Below are 21,737 nucleotides of genomic sequence, written 5' to 3'. Positions count from 1 at the left end.
ATTCTACACTATATCTTTCTACTTTACCTCTTATTACACTTCTTTATCTTTCAGTCACCAACCACAATAGTCACAGTATTAGAATTAACTGTTTTGTCACCAACAGTTACCTTTACTGTAATATCAGCAGTACCTTTTTTCAATGGATTAATCTTGTTATCATTAATCTGTAATACCGTTGTATCTGATATATCATAAGTCAATACTGCTTTGCTCATATCTACATCAGCACCATTACTCATTAGGGCAGTAACGTTGAATGGTATGAAATTCATATCCAGATTTATCTCATTAACTGATGTATTCAAGTTTACATAAGCTAGATTTGCCTCTACATCATTAGTTACTTCTTTGATATAAATATCATCTAAGATAATTTGTTCTTTCCCTTGTTGTTTATCAAGAGTCATATACAATCCATTGGTGTTGTCACCAGTTGTAAATGTCTTCTTAACTTTTTTAGCTACACCTCTGTCTATTTGTTCAATCGCATTTGAACTGCCTGTTACTGTTAGAGGTATACTTGCTACTGTTGTTTTATCAGGTTGTTTTATATTCAATGAATAATTTATATCATCTCTTGCAAGTGCATAGGTCAAACCTAGTTCATAAGTTGTGTTAGGTTTTAGTGTAAATGCTCCATCTTCTGTTATAAGCATCTCACCTCTTTCACCATCTTGCTGATTGGATTTCAATGAAAATCTTCCGTTAATGACCCAACTCATGAATTGACGACCATATAAATCTTTTTCAGCTAAATGGCTTCTATTGGAGTTTCCTCTTCCTGGTGCAAGTACAAAAGGTGAAATACCCTCATCTACATTCTCAAAATCTTCATAGAATGTATATCCTTGTTCACTAGTTACACCAGGCTCTTCATAACATCTAAAATCATCAATATATACTGTTCCATTACCTTCTGCCACATTGACAGAAACGGTCGCTGTCGATACACCTGTTGGAACTGTAAATTCTACATTTGCTCTTAGGAATGTATCACCATTGAATTTTACAGCTTGTCCACTTCTTGTTTTACCTCTTCTAATGATTACACTTGAGTAATCCTTATCACCACAATTAACATTCAATGTAACTGATCTTTCATCATTATTTTGAATCCACGTTGAAATAGAGTATGTTTTATTTTCTTCAAGTCCATTGATGACTTGGCTTATACCACCTTCTCCATTTGTTATCTTAAGTATATCATTACCACCACGTGGACTACCTTGGTGTATATTTTCTATTTCTTTAACTATTGATACATTTTCACCTGTTTTTGTCCATCCAGCACCTGTAATATTATCGTTGACGAATCCCGCCGAATCAAATCCAGGATCAACAATCTGCTGTCCTTCGCCCCAAGTATTTATTCTATTTTGTGTTACTTCCCCTTGTGTTACTAGATAAGGAATATTTTGTTCCAATGAAAGTGTAATCTTACCTTCAGTAACATCAATATCTTTAATATAATGTCTTCCTAGATCATCAAGCTTGTAAAGTTTTAGTTTAGTACTATCACTCCATTCAGAAGGAAGTGTCCACTGAGTTGTATCATTTTCAAATGGTGTCCATGCATATATCTTTTCTATACTAGTTGATTTGTTACCATCATCTGCATTAGGTACCCATGGCAAGAATAATTTTGTCTTACCTACATAGGTATCATTATATGAATCTTCAGGTGTTGTAGCTATCAATCTGTTATCTTTATAATAGTTGATATCATTACCTTCACGAACAGCTTTTACCCCTTCAGTGAAATCAACTTGGTCTGAAGTCATTTTCATTATTTCAAAATGCTGCATATATTTCGTAAGCAAATCATTATTATAGAATATTCCTGTACCCATTTCACCTATTACTGTCTGCTGATTACCCCAACCGCCAGGCAATAGATGTTTGTTACCTTTTAGTAGAGGGTCTCCTACAAAAGTATCTTGTGTATTATATTTTATGAATCTCATAATCTGTGAATTGTTCCCTTTGTTTGGATATGCTGCATCTCCTCCCCAATGAGTCCATGTAACATATTGTTCTAGTGGTCCATTCATCTCAGTTCCAAGCATATAACCAAGTGAATTGACCTTTTCACCTAGTTGAGCCGCATTCCAGTCATTACCTGTGTATACATCAACATATACAAAATTAAGATCTGGAGCTGCTTTCTTCAATAAATCTAATCTTCTATATAATTCCCCTGTAGTTATATCTTTTCTTTGGTTTACATAATAAGCTTTATCTAACCAGCCCCAACCTGGTGAATTTAGACTTACGATATTTTGTGGATACATGAATGCATCTGGATGATATTCAGTTGCATTAATATGAATACCAATCTTAGCATTATAATCTTTTCCTGCTTCAATAAGCTTATTGAAATCCTTGATACCACCTTGTCTAATACCAAAATGGTCATAGTCAGGATGTGAATCGTCATGTCCTTCAGCCTGATAACCTTTTTCAAGGACTATCTGACCGAATCCATCAGTATAATTGTATATGTTCTTAACCATATCAAGACCTTTTAAAAATGGGTTTTGGGTATATCCGATATTCATTGATACATATGAAATATTATTCTTGATATCTTCTCCACCAAAAGGTATTTTCATATCTTTTCTATACAGTATGGCTGCATCTTGCCAGTCAATGGTACTATCATTGTTCTCATCTTTTGCAATGGCAATCTGCACCCATGGTTTATGTTCTTGGAAATAGTCTGCTCCTGTATCTGCTTTTCCTAATTCTTCTCTATAAGTCCAAGCTCCTGCTCCTATTCCAGTTTTCTTATCAGCACCTCTGTTATCTGTTGAAAGAGAAATTCTTGAACCACCTGTTGTAACATTAGAATCAACACTTACAGCAAAATCATTATTGCTGATGAAAGCATAGGTTTTTCCTTGCACTCCAAGTGTCTGTTCCTGTACAGATGAAAATTTCTCAATAATGTTATTCCAATCACCAGTAGTTATAACTGATGCTATTTTACCGTTTTCAGAAGCTTTAACTGATGCTAAGCTTTGTTTTGGAATATTAAGTGTCTGGAATTTAACATTTGGCTCTATTACATTGATGATTTCAAATCTTAGTTTATTATCATTGACACTCATCTTTCCTTGAAGTTCAATTCCTGTACTACCAAAATCCTTCATTGTATATATGATTGAAGACTTATCTTCTGCAATTGTTGATGTAACTGTAGGGATATATTGTTCACCATTAACTTCCATAATGAACAGTTGTTCATCTTCACCATGGAGTATTGAACCGTCCTCTTTCCATTTGTAACTTAATACCCTTGGGAAATTCTCGTCAACTGTAACATCCATTTTTGCTGAAGATATTATAGTTGTTTTTTCTTCTATTGCTGGAGGAGCAAGAGGAGGTATCTCTGTTACCTTTACATTATCAATAATAAAAGACTGTCCTGCCCAGCTATGGAAACCAATATATCCTTCACCATCTGGAAGAGATGATACTGATTGTTTACCAATTTCATTTCCGTCAAAGTATATGGAAAAATTACCCTCATGGGCTTTTAATTTCATTCGGTATACTTTTCCCTTTTGTGGAGAAAATGAACCTGGAAATGAACCATAGCCTTGTCCGTTTTTCCATACTAGCTTTCCAACATCCAAAGAAATGTTTGCCCAGTTATTGGAATCTATATATCTGATTAATGGTCCGCCCCTGAATACTGAATCCTCTGTAGCCAGAACAAATTCTACGTCTGCTTCAAATATCATGTTTTTTAGAGCAGGAGTATCATCTAGCTTGAAATAAGCTACTCCTTGATCTGAAAGTCCACTAATTAAAAGTCTACCGTCATCTGTTGCAGATATAGAACCAGACCCCCTGCCTATTTTCCAGCCATCTGCTGCTGTTTCTTTATTGTCAAAATCAAGTTCGTAGGAACGTGGTTCTTCATTTAACACTTCTATGGCAGCTATATTTTCAAAAAGCTCTCCTTCAATGTTTCCACTAACTTGTAGGGTAGTGTTAGCAACTATGTCTTTAATAGGAACATGATTCCATATTATCTGCGACCTGCCACTTATACCACCATAGTATTTAATATCCATAATTGATGGAAGAGTTGGCATTACACGTGGATATGTTTGAACTTTGTATGTTGGTATATATGTAATCTGAGGAATTGCCGTCTTGATGATTGTACCAACTTCACCATTTATCAGTTCAGTTACCTTTAGAGTTTTTGCTGTACCATAGTTTACATAACCAACTTTACCTTTTTCAAGAGTTATACCAGTAACTATCTCATCAAGACATACACTATCATTTATGATGACCGTTACTTTGTTTCCAATATATCTACATTTGATTGTAACATTAGTATTCTCTGCAATCTGTGGACCAGTGAATGTTTTTTCTATGTTATTGGAATCTTTTATAGCCCAATCTGTTCCACCTTTATATATGATGCTGGCATACTTGCTGTCACTTGTAGCCCTAAACAAGATACCATACTCTGATACTTGGGTTGCTTTCATAGTGACACTTAATTCACCATTTACTATAGTTGGGGATTCATTCTCTACTAGACTATAATTACTAGATGCATCATTTATTATAGTAAGTTCCCCTTCTGTTTTATCAATATCATATCTACCTGAACCATCTATTGTATTCCATGTAATACCTTCTGGAGCAGTATATTCTTGAGTATATTTTACTGAAGAAGATTTATCAATGATTTTTCCAGTAGCTGTAACTGTTGCAAAAGAATCATTTTCAGTTTTTTTATCAAGTACACCTGTAGCTGTAAAAGTGTCATTTTCTGTAGTAAGTTCTGTCCAGCTTGTAATATTAGCTACAATATCTACTGTTGTATTTTCATCTACTTTTAATTTAGCAAATGCTTCTCTAGGTAAATAACTTTCATCCATGCTGTCTTTTATTAAGTTAACTTTCATTGGAGTGACTTCTGAAACAATGCTAGAGTTAACTTGTACATTTAGCGTGGGCTCAAAAGACATACCTTCAATAGTACCTTTAACTTGGACTATACCTGGATTTGATGTATCTACTGATTGAGAATTCCATGTTACATTTTTTTCAATTAAGGCACCATCATTATAGATGACTTTAACTGTTGATGGAAGTGTGACATCTTGATTTTGTACAACAATGATAGTATCATCTTTGATTCCTTGTGGCTCTCCATTTATTGCTCCAATATTACCTGAATACATATATTCAACAGTTGTTGTTACATTCGTATACCATTTCCTGTATCCTTGATAACCACTATTTGTAGGTACCCAATCAAAGGATTTATCCAGTATAGGCATTCCAAAATCTTCAAAACCATTGGCACCTTCTTTTTTTGCTGCCCAGATAATTATATTTTTCCCCTCATACCTAACTCGTAATTTGACTACTTCACCTCTATTGAAAGTTTTTCCTTGAGTAGTGAATTCCCATTTACCTGCCTTGTTCACTCCCCAAGCAGTTCCATCATGTCCAATTAACAGCCAATTATTAGCATCTATGCTTCGAACCAAAACTCCAAATCGTCCCAATGTTTCATCTGGAACAGTGAATTCAATCTCTACTTCACCATCTGCGATACTATGTGATTCTGTATCAATTATTCTTGTATCCCCTACATTTGTAAAACCCAATACACCATTGTTAGTTACAGTTGTTCCACCACCTGTAAGTGTAGAAAAATGACATTCACCATTATAATCTTGTTTATAGAGATTATCTTTTGCCTGTTCTGTGGTTACATCTTCTTCTGTTGCTGATGTTGGAACATAAAAAACCATCATCATGATTGTCATAGCCAATGCAGCTATTCGTTTGGTTAATTTTCTTTGGTACATTTTTTCACTCTCCTTAAATTTGGTAGTTTTCCAAGACTGCTAGGAATTACTTTAACCCCTCTATTCAAGCAAAAATAAGAATTAAGTAATTATTAACAATAATATATATATATTAACAATTTTTTTAATTAGTCTGTATGTAAAATTATTATTCTTTTATGTCCAAATCTTAGCACCTTATATATTTATTGCACAAAATACTTTATATCCATTATTTTTTATGCATTTCATACAAACATTCATGGCATATGAATCAATAACACTCATTTTACAGCTACATAGATATTAGAATATACTTTTCCACAGCTGAACAAAGCAGATATCTACTTTAATAAAGTAAATACCTGCTTGTAACTATACAGACTCTATTATCTTATTATCTACATATCAAACCATAGAATTTCATTCTCTTGTAAATCCAATTCAAATGCTGTTCCATCACCTTTATAAATCGTAGTGGACTGTTTCGTATATGTATTATTCACAACACAATATTTTTTTGTATTCATATATGCATGTACGTCAACATTAATATTATCGCTATACCACTTTTTCATTTCATTTTCTTTACCAGCCGCCCAGAATATAGAACGGTATAATATACGTGTATTTTCAAAACTATATGGAAGTCCACTTAGATAAACACTACGTCCATTTCCAAATTCATTTGCAGTCATCTCAATATCTCCACCGTTATTAACAATTACTTGAGCATTTTTTAGTGCATAGACATCTTTGATGCCTTCTCCAAAATCAATATCATCCTTACATTGCTCTGTAATGAAATGTGGTTTCTCTTCCCAATTATACTTATCCGTTGATAGACTGAAACCAAGCTCACGGTCTACACCAAGTACTGACGCCATTTGGAAGAATCGTCCATTTTGCTCATATGCACTTGGCTCACCAACACCAATGAATCCACCACCATTAGCAACGAATTCTTTAATTGTTGTTACTATCTCTGCATCAGCCCAATTTTCTCCACCGCTGTTTGCAGTATAGGCACTTCCTGCATTTATGATTACACCTACGTCATCTAATATGGATTTATCATTTTTTATATCCTCAAAACTGATGAATTTCACATCAAACTGCATACCTGCTAATGCTTCTAATATTCCACCATATGAGTAACATTTTTTATTCCATAATGCATGTGCCACCATGTAAGTTCCCCATGAGCGAATCTTACCCCAGCAATTCAAGACAGCTACTTTGAATGGTGCTACATATGGTTTTCCCTCTCCGATATTATCATAGAGAGTACGGAATTCATTACAAACACTCTCAATGTAATCCATAAAATCTGGAAACTCAAGAGCAAGTTTCAAATAACCTCCATAACCGATTCTATCTACTGGACTTCGTAGAATGGCACGTCTTGCGGTTACCCAGTTTTCTACTGCTTCTTTTTTAGGCTCTCCACCTTCATGGAATGTATCTGGGAAAAAGTATGGCAAGAATCTACCTTCTGTATATCTTACTCCAGGTATATCTGAGATAAGTCTCAGTGTTGTACCATTTCCAACTGAACCAACAACACTATCTAATCCAATTTCTGGAAAATATTTTCCAAAAGGTTCTGTACCGATCCAGTGATCTCCAAGGAACATCATAGCTTCTTTACCATGACTATGAACAATATCAACTAATTCTTTAGCTAATTTGGCAACTTCTCGCTGCTGAAAGTCCATAAAGTCCTTAAATTCTTTTGATTGTATACGAAAAGTATTATTTTGATATCCTTGGTCAATGATATACTCTGCACGAAACTTATAACCTGCTTCTTTTTCAAATTCATCTAGGATATAAGGACTGATACTTGCTGAATAACCAAACCAATCAACAAATTTTTCTTTTCCTTCATCATTGAAATTAAGTGTAAATTGATGGAAAAATGTTGTAAATCTAACTACGTCAACGTTAGGATTATCTTCACACCATTTTGCCAGCTTATCCTTTACATATTTTTGTGTTTTAGGCTGTCTTACATCAAAAGTCATTTGATGAGGTACATCTTTCCAATCATTAGTAATGTAGTTATACATATGAACTGGATCCCACATGATGAATGCAAGAAAACTAACAGTATACTCATGATATTTGTCTGTCTTTATTGTTACTTTACCAGTTTCCTCATCATAATCCCAATGAGATACAGGTACAACTTCTCCTGTAGTACGATCTATTACTTCCCACCATCGTTTAATATCATGCATGGTATTAACCTTGAATTGTGGCTTATAGAAATCACGTAACAACTCTATATCAAGAGTATCACCAATTGCTGTCTCAGGTTCTGTTACAAGATACATTTGCTGTATTTCATCAGGATTATTCTTAGCCCATTCATTATCTTTTCTAGTCGTATAATATGTAGCATATACCTTGGCACCTTTACCTAATAGTTCTTTTGGAAACTCAGTTCCATCACAGTCACGAAGTGCGTCAACACCTAATCTTTCCATAGTCTCAAGAGTCTCATTTATAATATCTACATCTGTTGGTAGAGTTACTCTTCCTTTATTATTCATATCCATACCTCCTAATTTCATCATTTAATAACTAAGACTAATTAATTCAGATCATCCATTAATTCATTCACTTCATCTATCATTTTATAAAGCCCTTTATTCTCATAATTTTTCATTATATCATTGTACATCTTATCTACACTTTCTCTGCCTATCATAACCTTAATGATATCATCTGCTGGTTTTATCATAAAATTACTCATAGTTGGAGTTTGCATGGATAAATTTATTTCATAATATTTAGGTAAATCCGTTTCCAATAGTTGATAGCTATACTCAACATCCATTTTATAATACTTATCTTTCGTTGGGTCCCCTGTAAGAGTTAAATATCTATATACATTATTCCATTGCACTAAATCAGCAAGTAAGGTAATAGGATATTTGTCGTTAATATCATTACCTTGTTTTGCTATTTTCACACCATTGGCTGATATATAATCTTCATCTTCATATCCTCGCCTAAGCATATCTTCATTTTTCAAAAAATACTCATATAAATTAAGAATAGCTTCCTGTTTGACAGGGTCATCTGTCGTTATATATGATTCCGACCAATATTTTTTGAATACACTTCCATAGGTATTGCCATCTTTTGATTTTAAAGGCGATAGAATTTTCACATGATCCTCAAACTTTTTATCTGGATATTTTTCGTTCCATCTTTTAGCCAGTTTCCATGATATCATATTACCTAGCAGAGCCGCTGATGATCCATTTATAAATTTGTTTATGGATTGTTCCTCTTTCGCCAAAGGAATATCTTTCGCTATTGTTGATTCTTCATACATCTCTCTTGCAAGTTCAAAAGAAGATTTTAAGTCTCCAGCAAAATAGGCAGGGATATACTTATCATCCTTCTTGACCCACTTGAAATCACTACCACTGCCGTCACTCATTCCTAAAGGAACGCTGTAAGACATGAAAAAACTATCTAAGATGAATGGTACTGTAACAGTCATTCCCTCTATGTCCTTATTTTCAGCATCATTTTTCATAATAGCCTTTATCATAGCCCGAAACTCATCATAGGTTTCAGGTTCTTCAGTTATCCCAGCCTTCCTTGCTAAATCATAGCGGCAAAAAATCTTACGATCCATTCCACTTAACTTTACACTATGACTATTATCGTATGTCTTTCTTGGTATACCATAATAATTTCCATCAGAATGTCTGAATTGGTTCATCTCAGCACAATTCATATAACTGTTAAGGTTTGTCCACTTGGATAAATCCTTGGGTAAGGGTTTAATAATCTTTTTATCAATCCATTGATTATACAAAGGTGTACCAATAGCACCGATTGCTACAACATCTGGTAGTTGTGAAGATGATGCCAATAGATTAATCTTTCTTCTATCATCATCATGAGTAATTTCATAGGGAATAAGTTTTATATTTAATTTTTCTTCAATCTCACGTAACATTTTATCATTATCTCCACCACTCAAGGCATTATCAATATTCCAAAAGGCTATTGAAATCTCCATAGGTTCTTTTTCATTAATATCAAATACTTCATTATTATTTTTTTTACACCCTGTAAACATCATAATTATAATCAGTAATAATATATATATTAATCTGTCCTTCTTCATAAGATAACACCTCAACATTTTGATAATGATTATATATTGCTCTTTCTATAATAAGATGGTGCCATATTAGTATATTTCTTGAATTTCTTTATAAAATAGAAGTAGTCATTAAATCCGCTGTTGATACATACATCATTAATGGACATATCAGTTTTCTGTAATAATTCTTTAGCTTTTTCTATTCTTAGTCCAGTCAGATATTTTACATAAGTTGTCCCTGTCTCTTTCTTAAATAATTGACTTATATAATTAGGATTCAGGAATAATTCTTCAGCAATATCTTTTATGGATATATTCTTAGTAAAGTTTGCATTTATATATTTGATTACTTTTATAAAATTCTTATTATAACTTTCAAAAGTCAAGTCATTCTTTTCAAATGAATTCTCGATAACCACGAGTAGGCTGTTTATCAAGTTATCAAAGCTTTCATAGTTTCTTACAAGCTCATCAAAACTATATATATTAAGGTCATCCTCTTCACCTATAGGTCCTCGATATTTATTTAATATCATATTATGCAGCTTCATTGCTTGTTTGATATTCATGGTTTTGCTAGGTATTTTAGCATATTCCAGCAGATTTTCTTTAAGCTTAGCTGGTTTATCTATATCTTTACAGATTTTATTGTAATAGTCATCTTGCTTCTTAGTCTCATCCATCAAAATCTTATCATCTTTACAAAAAAAGAAATAATAGCTTTTTACCATAATATCATCTATATGTTCCAGAAGATTATCATAGCTTCCTTTATTAGTAGTTATACCTATCCCATCTATTAATGGATTGTTCTTTATTTCATTATTCAGCATTAATTTATCTGTATCATCATTCAATATATAGAGATATTTATTTATTCCTATATTGAACATAAGATGGTGTACCTTAATATACTTAGATAGATTTTCCTTGCCGATTACTATAATCATATGGAATCTATCTTTTATCTTATTCCTAATGAGGAATTTTTGTATTTCCTCTACGTTATTTTCATACACGTATTCCATGAAATCATATTCCATAAAATCATTCTTAGGTTCTATCTTATCTACAGCCAACTTAAGAACAGACATCATCTCAGTATAGTCTATTGGTTTTAAACAATATCCAGCTACTCCAATCTGTATAGCTTTTTTTGCGTATGAAAAATCTGCATAACCACTGATTATAATAAATTGAATTGAGCTATTTAATTTTGCGATTTCACTACATAATGTAAGACCATTGAATGGTGGCATACTAATATCCGATATTACAATATCTATATGATTCTCTTTTGCATAATCCAGCGCGTGACGACTATCGGTTGCAGTGTATACCAGTTCCAAATTCAGTTTTTCCCAATTAATTCCTGATTTTATAGATTGTATAATCATTGGCTCATCATCAATTATCATTACTTTATACATCTAAATCAACCTTTCATTCAAATTGTTTCCTGTTTATTGGAAGCATGATACTTATTTTAGTTCCCTCTCCATGTTCACTCTCTATCTTGACTCCATACTCATTACCATATATCATTCTTATCCTTCTATGTACATTAGATATACCCACATGACTAGAATCATCGTTTTCAGAATCTAGATTTGCAATGATTCCATCTAGTTGAGATGGTTCAATTCCTACTCCATCATCTTGTATGATGATAATAAGATTATGTTCGTCTATTTTAGTTCCAATATATAATGTTGTATCATCTGTATTTTTTTCAATAGCATGTACAAATGCATTTTCCACTAATGGCTGCATTATCATCTTAGGTATTATGATATTAAGAGTTTCATTATTGATATTATAAAAAACTGTTCCTTTATTACCAAACTTGAACATCTGAATATCAATATAAGCCTTTATCATCTTGACTTCTTCTTCTAAGGTTACTTCACTTGACCCTTTTATACTATATCTGAATATATCCCCTAGACATTGAGCCATGGTTGATATTTCAACAATGTTATTAGACATAGCAATACCTTTCATGGTTTCAAGTGTATTGTATAGAAAATGAGGATTGATCTGACTTCTCAAATAGGATATCTCCGCCCTCTTTTTCTCAATCTCAGCTTGATATAGATTATTGCTTGTATTGACTAATTTATGTGTCAGGGTATTTATCTCGTCAATCATATCATTAAGGTCATCAGCAAGTTCAACTATCTCCTTATTACCATTTACAATAACTTTTTCTTTCAGTTTCTTATAATTTCCAGATATTATTGTTTTAAGATAATCACCTATACTATGAATGGGCTTAACTGTATTCTTGTATATGACCATGAATGCAAAACATACTATGATTATAAATATTATGCAGATGATTGATATTATCAATTGAATATATCCAACATCCTTTTTAGTATATTTCTTGTCTATGTTACTTACGATATACAAATCCATATCTTTTATTTCTTCCACTATTATGATACTTTTATCATCAGTGAGCATATCTGTTTTTGTAGTGTTTCCATCAATTTTATTAATAATATTCGTTCCAACTTCTTTTGTACAATTTATGGGATAGAACTTATTATACTTATCAAGAATCACAAAACTGATTCCTTGAACTGTTCTTGCTTCAAAATTTTTTAGTATTGTATCCACATCAACAGATATGATGATGTCGCCAAAATACTCTCCATATGTATCTCCCATATCCATACCAAACACTTTATTGTCAAATGCTATGGTTGTGATATTTTTATCCATATAATTTTGTTCATATAAACCTACACATTTAAGTCTTCTATCATCCTCAGCCCTCTTAACTATTTCATTCAGGGTTTCTCTTTCCAAGTAAATACTATTTATGTATTCATCATCTATAAGAGCAATATCAAAAATATCATCATAATATAGCTTTAACACCGAAATACTTTTTTCTACTTTAGTTATTGTATCAAAATCCAGTTCTTCCTTAAAATATTTCTGTAGAATACTTTCATATTGTAATGTACTTGATGCAGCTACCATCCTCTTATTAGTATATTCTAATTCACGTACTAATTTCTGTGATATGGTTCTACTATATTGAAGATTCTTCTCAAATAATAGATTACTAATTAATTTTCCAGTTATTATATTAAGAAATATGAATACAATGATAATACTTAATACTAATACTGTAAATTGTAATTTCAGACTAGGTAGTATCCTTTTTTTCATCTAACCACATCCTTAGATATCATAATTTATACTACCTTAATATAAAAAAAACATCAAGAAGCTTTTGTAGTAAAATCGTACTTTATCCATCTAATTGTTTTATAATGTCGAATGTAATCCTATCCCTTTAATCCTCCTAAAGATAATCCTCCAGTAAGTTTTTTCTGAACAGCCATATAGAATATCATTGTTGGCAGCATTACCAGAACCAGCCCTGCAAACATAGCACCCCAGTCAGTAGCATATTTCTGGACTTCCATGAGATTCTTAAGACCAACTGAAAGAGTCTTCTTAGTATCATCTCTTATCATAGTAAAGGCTAGAATATATTCGTTCCAATAACTCATAAATGCAAACATGAGTACTGTTACCATTCCAGGTTTTGCCATAGGAACTATTACACTATAGAGAGTTCTGAAATACCCACATCCATCAATGGAAGCCGCAGCCTCATATTCCTTAGATATACCTTTGAAGAACCCGCTTAATAGATATATATTAAATGGTAACGTAGTAACTGAATATAGAATTGCAAGCATTAGTCTATTGTTCAATAAGTGCATCTTATTCATTAGAGTAAATAATGGAACTACTGTATAAGACCCTGAAACAAAAAGTCCTCCCATGAATACTAGACTGATCAATTTATTGAACTTGAAATCAAATCTAGATAGTGCATATGCCGCTGGAACAGCCAATGCAAGTAAGACTACTATTGCAATGATTGTAATACCAATGGAATTTATGAAATATGAACCCATATGCCCTTTTACTAATGCATTAGTATAGTTCTCCCAATGTAACCCTGAAGGTAACTTCCAAGGACTGGTCAAGAATTCTCTATTAGTCTTGAAAGACGTTGCGAAAGCCCAGAATATAGGATATACCACTAATATGGATGCAATAATCAATATTAGTCTAGTGACTACATTACCAACATTTATTTTCTTATTATCTTTACTTCTACTTTTCATTTATTTCACCTCCATCAATAATTATCGTTTTCTTTTTCAGTCAGTTTTCTACTAATAATAGCTAGAGTGAATGCAAATAAGAATACTACTACAGCAACAGCCATTGCATATCCAAAGTTGGAGTTGGTAAATGCTTGACTATACATATATGACAGTAAAACCTCTGATCCACCGTTAGGTGCTCCTCCTGTCATGACCGTAACGAAAAGAAAGCTCATATTAAGTGAAGATATTATAAAAAATACTATTGTTACTCTGATTATTTCCCAAAGCATTGGTATTGTGATTAAGAAGAATTGTTTGAATTTTGATGCTCCCTCTAGATCAGCTACTTCATAGAATGAAGGTGATATAGAATCCATACCAGCCATATACATTACCATATAATATCCTACAGCCTGCCATATCATTGCTCCTGAAATAGCCCACAATACGGTTTTTGAATCCCCAAGCCAGGTTTTCCCACTTAATCCTATAAGATTAAGTGCTGCATTAAGTAATCCTCTGTTTGGTTCGTATATATATGTAAATAATATCCCGATAACTACAATTGATAATACGTTAGGGAAGAAGAATAATACTCTGTATAGATTTTTTTCTTTGAATTTACTTCGTGATAATGTTGATGCAAAGAAAAGTGCGATTACCATAGTTACTATTGTTGTTACAATCATTAAAAACACAGTGTTCTTAAAAGCCAGTGCAAATTTCTGATCATGTAATAATGTCTTAAAATTATCAAGCCCTATAAATGTTTTTGTAGGTGATAATCCACTCCATTTGTAAAGTGAATTAATAAATACTTTGATAGCTGGATAAACACCTAATATTAAATACAAAACAAATGCAGGGGCAACACAAACTGCAAGAAAGAAACCTTTACTAGAACTAATCTTGCTTTTTTTAACTATTCCTTTTTTTACTGTGGACATTTGGTTACCTCCTTTACTATTTATGTTCAAGTAAAAAATTTGAACAAGGGCTGTCTAATAATACATTTTTAATGATTAAGGAAGATAGCCATCCTAAAAATGTATTATCCGACAGCCCCATGTGCAAGGTTAATAATTGATATAATTACTATTTGACTATATTTTTAGCTGCTTCTTCAAAAATTGGTTTTAGATAATCAATAGCTTCTTCTTTAGTCTTTGTTCCTGTTATAACTTGACCTACTGTACCGAAGAATTCTTTTCTAGGAACAAGAGTCATATTATCTACAGCTGCAAAGTTACTGATTAATGGTTTGTATCCTTTATCAAATAATGTATATGATGCTCCTGTTGCTTCATCAACAAAAGGTTTGATTACATCTGCTACACCTTTTAATGGTGGAACTGATTGTGCTTTTTCAGCTTGAATTTTTATTGCTTCGTCTGAATAAAGGAATTCTAAGAATTTCTTAGCTAATTCTTTGTTCTTGGATGCACTTGGTATATACATTTCATCCATTGATGCAACTACATACTTGTCATTATCTGCTTTTAATACTGGTGCTGCTGCAAATCCCCATGTGAATCCATCTTCTCTTGGTGCATCTTTCATTTCATTAGCAATCCATGAACCATTAGGAATCATAGCTGCTTTACCCATAAGGAATTCTGCTTGTGATGTTGTATGGTTGATACCTGCTGTACCATTCATGATTGCTTTAGTTGATGCTATCTTCTCGAATTTCTCCATGATTGCTTTGAATTCATCTGAGTCCAAAGTTGATACATCATATTTTACAAGTTTATCAAATGTATCTTTTCCTGCACCTGAAGCGATTGCAGGGAATACCAATGATTCAAGATATCCTGGATAGATACCTGCATATGTAATAAGTGCTCTGTCTGTTATTTTATTTTGAAGTTCAAAGAAATCATCCCATGTCACTGGTGCTGTAATGTCATTTGTTTTGAAATAATTTTCATTGTACCATAATCCAAGTGATGAGAAGTTGAATGGTGCAAGATATGTTTTTCCATCACCATAAGGACTTAGAAGTGAGTTATCAAGTACTCCGTCAATCATTTTATCTTTTAGCTTATTCATTACATCACTGATATCAGCAATAGCTTTATCTTTTATAAGAGATTGTGTTGTACCTGATTTATCTCTTGATGATAAGAATACAAAGTCTGGTGAGTCATTTGATAGAATGTCATTTCTGATTCTTTCACCTATATTAGGGTCAGCTACAACTTCTACTGTAACGCCTTCATTTTGTGCTTCGAATGCTTTTGCTACTTCATCCCAATACTCACGTCCGAATCCACCTTGAAAAACAGATACTTTTAGAGTTTGGTCTTTTATTTCTGGTTCTTGCTCATTGTCTTTTTCTTCAGATGATTTCGATGTATCTACTGTACTTTTTTGATCATCATCTGTAGTTGTTTTAGTTTTTGAACCACAACCTGCAAACATAGCGACAACCATGATTAGTGCAACGAATAAAGAAATTTTTCTTTTCATAATTAAACTTCCTTCCTCTTTTATATTTTATATTTGTTTATAGTTCACATTATAGTAATTCTTCACAAATCATACAATGGATAAAAATTATACAAATAGCATAACTTTTATAACAAAAATTAGATTTTATTGTTAATATCTATTAGTATATAAGAATAACACATAAATATCTAAGAAATATACCAATATGCAAACAGAGTTTGGGATTAAATTATAGTGCAAGTAAGTCAGGAAAAATGTTTTGTTCCGACGTGGCTTTTGCAAAATAGTATATGTATATGTTACGCCAGCTACTTGCTCGTCCTGAGCAAAAAGCTGGGTTCGGCGTCCTGCCTCACTACTCCACATATACATATACTATTTTGCTTGGAATACCCTTCAATATTATCTCAAAACATATTTTCTTCTTCATTAATATGACTATTGGCTATTTCAAATTTTATAATATTTAATGAGAACTTAGAAATTTGTTGACATTGGAGTTACTTCATAGTTTATAATATAATTAACAATCTTAATCTTATTTTATATTAAGTAATTTAAATTAATTTTATATAAAGTTTTGTTTATTATATAAGGGGGTTGGTGGGTGTTTGAAAGAGTATTATACCATAGGTGAAATATCAAAGATTTTTTCTATTTCGACAGATACACTTCGTTATTACTCAAAAATAGGTCTGATAATACCGAAGCAGATACGAGATAATAAGTACAGGTATTATAGTATTGAACAATTTGAAATGATTTCTACTATACTTTTTCTTCGTTCGGTTGATATACCTATCAAGAAAATTCAACAACTGCTACACCACGAAAATATAAGCAAGATACAAGAAGAGATATTGAAACAGGAGAATATCTTGCAGAATAAGATTAATTATCTAAAACATTTAAAATCTCAAATAGAATCTTTTTATTGGAATAGTAGTGAATTCACATCAGATTCTCTAGACATAAGAATTGAGAAGTTACCTAAGTTATGGGTACTTTCCAAACCATTTCACACTAATGAAATCGACCTTGATATTGACTCCATATCACTAATTCATAAAGAAACCAATCAGGATTGGGTTCTCACATCAAATATTATATCAATACTATCAAAAGAAAATCTTATAAAAAATGATTATCATACTTATGCTGCATACGGATTGATATCTGAGTCCCCTTGTCCTACCAAGAATGATAGTCTAAGTGTTTTGAATGAAGGTTATTATGTATCTGCCAACACAATCATTTATGAACCTAATCATTCGGATGTTAATGTTGTATATGATAGAATACTTGATTATATTGATAAACATCATTTAGAAATCACAGGAGATGCAATAGAACGTAATGTGTTGGATATGTTTGTTAATGAGCAAGGTGATAATGCTCATTATATAAAAATTATAATACCTATAAAATAATAATAAGAAAGAGGGTCATTTATGGAAAAGATTTATGTTAAAGGTAAATGTTTCATTGATAATTATAGTCGTGAACGTATTTTCAATGGTATCAATATGGTCTATAAAGGAAATTATGATGAATCATCTGGTAAGAAAAACTATATTACAGATTGGAATGAAAATCATTTCAAATGGTTGGTGGATAATGGTTTCAACATTATTCGGCTAGGTATCATATGGGATGGTGTTGAACATGAAATGGGTATATATGATGAAAAGTATCTGGATTGGATTGGTGGGATATTAGATTTATGTGAACAATATGATATCTATGCTTTTTTGGATATGCACCAAGATCTGTATAGCAATAAGTTTTCGGATGGTGCTCCTGATTGGGCTACAATTACTGATAATCAAGAGCATGTGAAAGGCGATTTGTGGAGTGATGCTTATATTTTTAGCGGTGCAGTAAAACATTCCTTTGAAAATTTTTGGGCTAATACAAAAGCTCCTGATGGGATAGGCTTGCAAGATCACTATGCTAATATGTGGGCTTATATAATTAAGAGATTTGAAAACAGTAACGCACTTATAGGTTATGATTTCATTAATGAACCTTTTCCTGGTGAGAGTTCTCTTAGGATATTTGGTACATTGTTGGGTGCTTATGCAGAGATAACACAGCAAGATATTTCACCAGAGGAATTAATGGCTTCTTTCACTGATGTTGAACAGAAAAATAAATTGTTGAGAGATATTAATAACGTAGAATTATATACTGCAATGGCAAAGTCAGCCATCCCCTTGGTAAATGAATTTGACCAAGGAGCTTTAGCTTCCTTTTATAAGAAAATGACTGGTGCTGTAAGAGAGACATCTGATAAAGGAATTGTTATGATGGAAAACTCATATTTTTCTAACATGGGTATTGAGTGTAATATTCCACTTATTACTGATGCTTATGGTATAGAAGAAAAGAATCAGGCTTATGCACCTCATGGTTATGACTTGGTTGTTGATACTCCTGAAGTTGTTCATGCCAGTAATAATCGTATTGATACAATTTTGAATGCACATAAAAGGGTACAAGAGCGTCTGAATATTCCTGTTTTATTTGGTGAATGGGGAGCTCATAGTATGTATTCAGAAGGAATGTATCATATAATACATATTCTAGATACTTTTGATAAGTATAAATGGAGTAATACTTATTGGTGTTATCATGAAAATATAGAAAAAGCACCTGTTATGGATATATTGAAACGTCCCTATCCTCAAGCTGTTTGTGGAGAGATAATTGCTTATTCCTACAATCGGGAAACTAATGTTTTTACACTGGAATGGGAAGAGAATCATGATATCATAGCAGATACTGAAATTTATTTGCCACATGAACCAGTATTAATAGATATAGATAGTGAATTCATTATGACCAATATATCAAATATGTCTGAAGCAGTTAGACTCTCTATACCAAATAAATCTATGACAGTACGTAAGCTTACTGTTGTATTGTAAGGAGTGACCTTAGTGAAAGCAAGTTTTCTCAAATTCAAAGAACAATTTTCATTTTCAAAAGAGGGGCTTAGTTTTACTGAAAAATTCATTCTTTGTTTACCTCTTCAATCACTTTCACTATCCAATGTTCTTATTCACAATGTTTATATTAAATTCTATACTGATTTAGTGGGATTGAAACCCTCATATGTAAGCCTTATATATTTTATTTTCAATGTATGGAATATGTTGAATGACCCTGTTTTTGGTGTTTTCCTTGATAAGATGAAATACAAACCAAAAAGAGGGAAATATACATATGTTATGAGAGTTACAGTACCATTCATGGTTATAATGCTGATTATCATGTTATTTGCTTCTCCATCATGGGAGGATATAACCATTTTCTGGGTTCTCCTTGTTGCACTATTCTTATATGATACTGCTGGTACATTTTTCCTTATATCAGCTAATTGCTATACAATGTTGGCGGCGCCCACTAAAGAAGAACGTATTGATGTATCGGTTATAGGTGGTTATGTAGGCAATTTCGTTAGTTTTTTTGCAACTCTTATTCCTACAATGTTATTAGTAGGAAGTACTAAAAATAATCGTTCACTGGTGATTGGCTTGCTGCTGTTTGTAGTTCTTTTGAACACTGGTATTTATCTCATTGGTATAATAAAATTGAAGGATAAACCTGAAATGTATGCTGTAGGTGATAGTTCTACAGTAGCGATCAATACCAAAACATTGTGGATTGATATCAAGAGTGTTATAACCATGCGTTCTTTTTGGTGTAATTTTTTCTTTAACTCCACAGGCTTTGCACCTCAAGCAATATATTTTACGGCTTTTCTTTATTACATGGATTATGTAGTAAAGTCTACAGGGTTTGAAGCAACTCTGGCAGATGTTCTACCAATGGTAGCTGTTTTTTTGATTTATCCTATTCTTGGCAATATCATCAAAAAAAGGGGAATCAAAAAATCTTTATTCCTAGCAATGATACCTTATATAATAGGTTATGTAATTCTATATTTCTCAAATACATGGTATTTTGTACTGATAGCCTATATACCTATTATGTTGGGAAGAACTATAAGCCTCACATCAAGAACTCCTCTCACCGCTGCTATAATAGACGAAAATGAACTTAAGACTTCCATAAGAAAACCAGGATTATTTAATTCTATAAATGCTATTTTGACTGCTCCTATTGCTGGATTGCAACTTATAATTTTCACCACAATCATAGAGAATTACGGTTTCCAACCAGGTGGTGTAGCACAGACTTCACAAGCTGTACAAGGCATTAGGATAGCAACTGCACTTGTTCCTATTGTATTCTGTTTATTAGGAATAATACCTCTAATACTATTACCTTTCAACTTAGAAAAAGAAAAGATATTATCTACTTTTTCAAAAGAACGTAGACAACTTAAAAATGTTTCCAACTTATAGTTAATAACCCCTTAGTAATATAATATTTAGGGGGCTGTCGATTAATAATATATTATCCAACAGCCCCTTGGTTCTTTTTATACATGTAACTTTCTCCTTATCTTATTTCTGACCCTACCAGGCAGACCATGATATAATCCTAGAATCAACAGACTTATAGCTACTGAACTGATGAGTACAATTATTGACCAACTTGGCTTTATCGTATTATTAATCCTATATGATATAATTGAATCAATACCTAAACATAATAAGCCTATACCCTCAAATATATAGTTCAAAATATATATGGCTTTGTTTTCTTTTTTACTCCTTTTATATAAGAAAACACATATATATAAAATAGCCATAACTAATAATATAATTAATATGGCATAACTATAGAACCAGGAAATATTATTGTCTATACTATCTAATTTGTATGTTAAAACAATAGATGTCAAACCAATACCTAATATATTATAATAAATATTTAGATAGCCGAATAGGAAAAAAAGATAGAAAACGGATGCTATTATACAGTTGATTATATAATTTATTTTTAATGTTATTGATGGATAGAAAACTCTTATGCTTATCAGTATTGGTATGGCAAAAATTAATATTATCTCAAATATGAAAAAGACTTTGTTCTTAACAATACTTACTCTATCCTTATATATATTCTCTGCTTCTGGGAATACATTGATTGATTGTTCATCTGTTTCTTGTCCCACATCTGGTATTGGGAAATCACATAGTGGACATTTTTTTATATTATTATCAACTTCCACACCACATTTTGCACAATAGGGCATAA

General features: G+C 32.2%; 12 protein-coding genes. 3 read left to right on the top strand and 9 right to left on the bottom strand.

The window, feature by feature from the left end; translation table 11 throughout:
* Nucleotides 1-50: 50 nt before the first annotated feature.
* The 8 genes from HYG85_RS14205 to HYG85_RS14170 all read right to left on the bottom strand — a co-directional run bounded on the left by HYG85_RS14205 (nt 51) and on the right by HYG85_RS14170 (nt 16,583).
* Complete coding sequence (locus HYG85_RS14205) at nt 51-5,852, bottom strand: endo-alpha-N-acetylgalactosaminidase family protein (RefSeq protein WP_212690223.1); 5,802 nt, start codon at nt 5,850-5,852, stop codon at nt 51-53.
* A 380-nt stretch (nt 5,853-6,232) separates the two neighbouring features.
* The gene (gene gnpA, locus HYG85_RS14200) at nt 6,233-8,395 is read right to left on the bottom strand and encodes a 1,3-beta-galactosyl-N-acetylhexosamine phosphorylase (RefSeq protein ID WP_334300152.1); all 2,163 of its coding nucleotides are present in this window, start codon (nt 8,393-8,395) and stop codon (nt 6,233-6,235) included.
* Between the two features lie 35 nt (nt 8,396-8,430).
* A complete protein-coding gene (locus HYG85_RS14195; RefSeq protein WP_212690221.1) occupies nt 8,431-9,987 on the bottom strand; it encodes a type 2 periplasmic-binding domain-containing protein in 1,557 nt (518 codons plus the stop codon).
* Nucleotides 9,988-10,016: 29 nt separating this feature from the next.
* The gene (locus tag HYG85_RS14190; RefSeq protein WP_212690220.1) at nt 10,017-11,396 is read right to left on the bottom strand and encodes a response regulator transcription factor; all 1,380 of its coding nucleotides are present in this window, start codon (nt 11,394-11,396) and stop codon (nt 10,017-10,019) included.
* A gap of 13 nt (nt 11,397-11,409) precedes the next feature.
* Nucleotides 11,410-13,152 (bottom strand): sensor histidine kinase, encoded by a 1,743-nt coding sequence (locus tag HYG85_RS14185; RefSeq protein WP_212690219.1) that lies wholly within the window; start codon nt 13,150-13,152, stop codon nt 11,410-11,412.
* Nucleotides 13,153-13,271: 119 nt separating this feature from the next.
* Nucleotides 13,272-14,126, bottom strand: coding sequence for a carbohydrate ABC transporter permease (locus tag HYG85_RS14180; protein ID WP_113674210.1), 855 nt, complete (start codon nt 14,124-14,126; stop codon nt 13,272-13,274).
* Between the two features lie 14 nt (nt 14,127-14,140).
* Complete coding sequence (locus tag HYG85_RS14175; protein ID WP_212690218.1) at nt 14,141-15,058, bottom strand: carbohydrate ABC transporter permease; 918 nt, start codon at nt 15,056-15,058, stop codon at nt 14,141-14,143.
* 148 nt (nt 15,059-15,206) lie between these two features.
* Nucleotides 15,207-16,583, bottom strand: coding sequence for a carbohydrate ABC transporter substrate-binding protein (locus HYG85_RS14170; protein WP_212690217.1), 1,377 nt, complete (start codon nt 16,581-16,583; stop codon nt 15,207-15,209).
* A 593-nt stretch (nt 16,584-17,176) separates the two neighbouring features.
* Between HYG85_RS14170 and HYG85_RS14165 the strand changes: the two genes are divergently transcribed.
* Genes HYG85_RS14165 through HYG85_RS14155 form a run of 3 tightly spaced genes read left to right on the top strand, consistent with a single transcriptional unit; the run spans nt 17,177 to nt 20,938 of the window.
* Nucleotides 17,177-17,995 (top strand): MerR family transcriptional regulator, encoded by an 819-nt coding sequence (locus HYG85_RS14165; RefSeq protein WP_212690216.1) that lies wholly within the window; start codon nt 17,177-17,179, stop codon nt 17,993-17,995.
* 21 nt (nt 17,996-18,016) lie between these two features.
* On the top strand, nt 18,017-19,495 hold the full coding sequence (locus HYG85_RS14160; protein WP_212690215.1) for a cellulase family glycosylhydrolase: 1,479 nt from the start codon (nt 18,017-18,019) through the stop codon (nt 19,493-19,495).
* Nucleotides 19,496-19,507: 12 nt separating this feature from the next.
* Entirely contained in the window at nt 19,508-20,938 is a 1,431-nt protein-coding gene (locus HYG85_RS14155; RefSeq protein WP_212690214.1) for an MFS transporter, read from the top strand.
* A gap of 77 nt (nt 20,939-21,015) precedes the next feature.
* Here HYG85_RS14155 and HYG85_RS14150 read toward each other — a convergent pair whose 3' ends face one another.
* Nucleotides 21,016-21,735 carry an LTA synthase family protein gene (locus tag HYG85_RS14150; protein WP_113674204.1) on the bottom strand — a complete coding sequence of 240 codons (720 nt, stop codon included), beginning with the start codon at nt 21,733-21,735 and terminating at the stop codon, nt 21,016-21,018.
* Between the last annotated feature and the right edge of the window lie 2 nt (nt 21,736-21,737).

The sequence above is a fragment of the Vallitalea guaymasensis genome, from assembly GCF_018141425.1.
GTDB lineage: Bacteria > Bacillota > Clostridia > Lachnospirales > Vallitaleaceae > Vallitalea > Vallitalea guaymasensis.
The sequence above is the reverse complement of the archived record's forward strand: the minus strand, read 5'-3'. Positions and strand labels throughout refer to the sequence as shown.

What these genes read in the sequence shown, in the direction of transcription:
- HYG85_RS14190 (WP_212690220.1), bottom strand. Translation starts at nt 11,396, where the DNA reads ATGTATAAAGTAATGATAATTGATGATGAGCCAATGATTATACAATCT.
- HYG85_RS14195 (WP_212690221.1), bottom strand. Translation starts at nt 9,987, where the DNA reads ATGAAGAAGGACAGATTAATATATATATTATTACTGATTATAATTATG.
- HYG85_RS14160 (WP_212690215.1), top strand. Translation starts at nt 18,017, where the DNA reads ATGGAAAAGATTTATGTTAAAGGTAAATGTTTCATTGATAATTATAGT.
- HYG85_RS14170 (WP_212690217.1), bottom strand. Translation starts at nt 16,583, where the DNA reads ATGAAAAGAAAAATTTCTTTATTCGTTGCACTAATCATGGTTGTCGCT.
- HYG85_RS14185 (WP_212690219.1), bottom strand. Translation starts at nt 13,152, where the DNA reads ATGAAAAAAAGGATACTACCTAGTCTGAAATTACAATTTACAGTATTA.
- HYG85_RS14150 (WP_113674204.1), bottom strand. Translation starts at nt 21,735, where the DNA reads ATGCCCTATTGTGCAAAATGTGGTGTGGAAGTTGATAATAATATAAAA.
- HYG85_RS14205 (WP_212690223.1), bottom strand. Translation starts at nt 5,852, where the DNA reads ATGTACCAAAGAAAATTAACCAAACGAATAGCTGCATTGGCTATGACA.
- HYG85_RS14180 (WP_113674210.1), bottom strand. Translation starts at nt 14,126, where the DNA reads ATGAAAAGTAGAAGTAAAGATAATAAGAAAATAAATGTTGGTAATGTA.
- gnpA (WP_334300152.1), bottom strand. Translation starts at nt 8,395, where the DNA reads ATGGATATGAATAATAAAGGAAGAGTAACTCTACCAACAGATGTAGAT.
- HYG85_RS14175 (WP_212690218.1), bottom strand. Translation starts at nt 15,058, where the DNA reads ATGTCCACAGTAAAAAAAGGAATAGTTAAAAAAAGCAAGATTAGTTCT.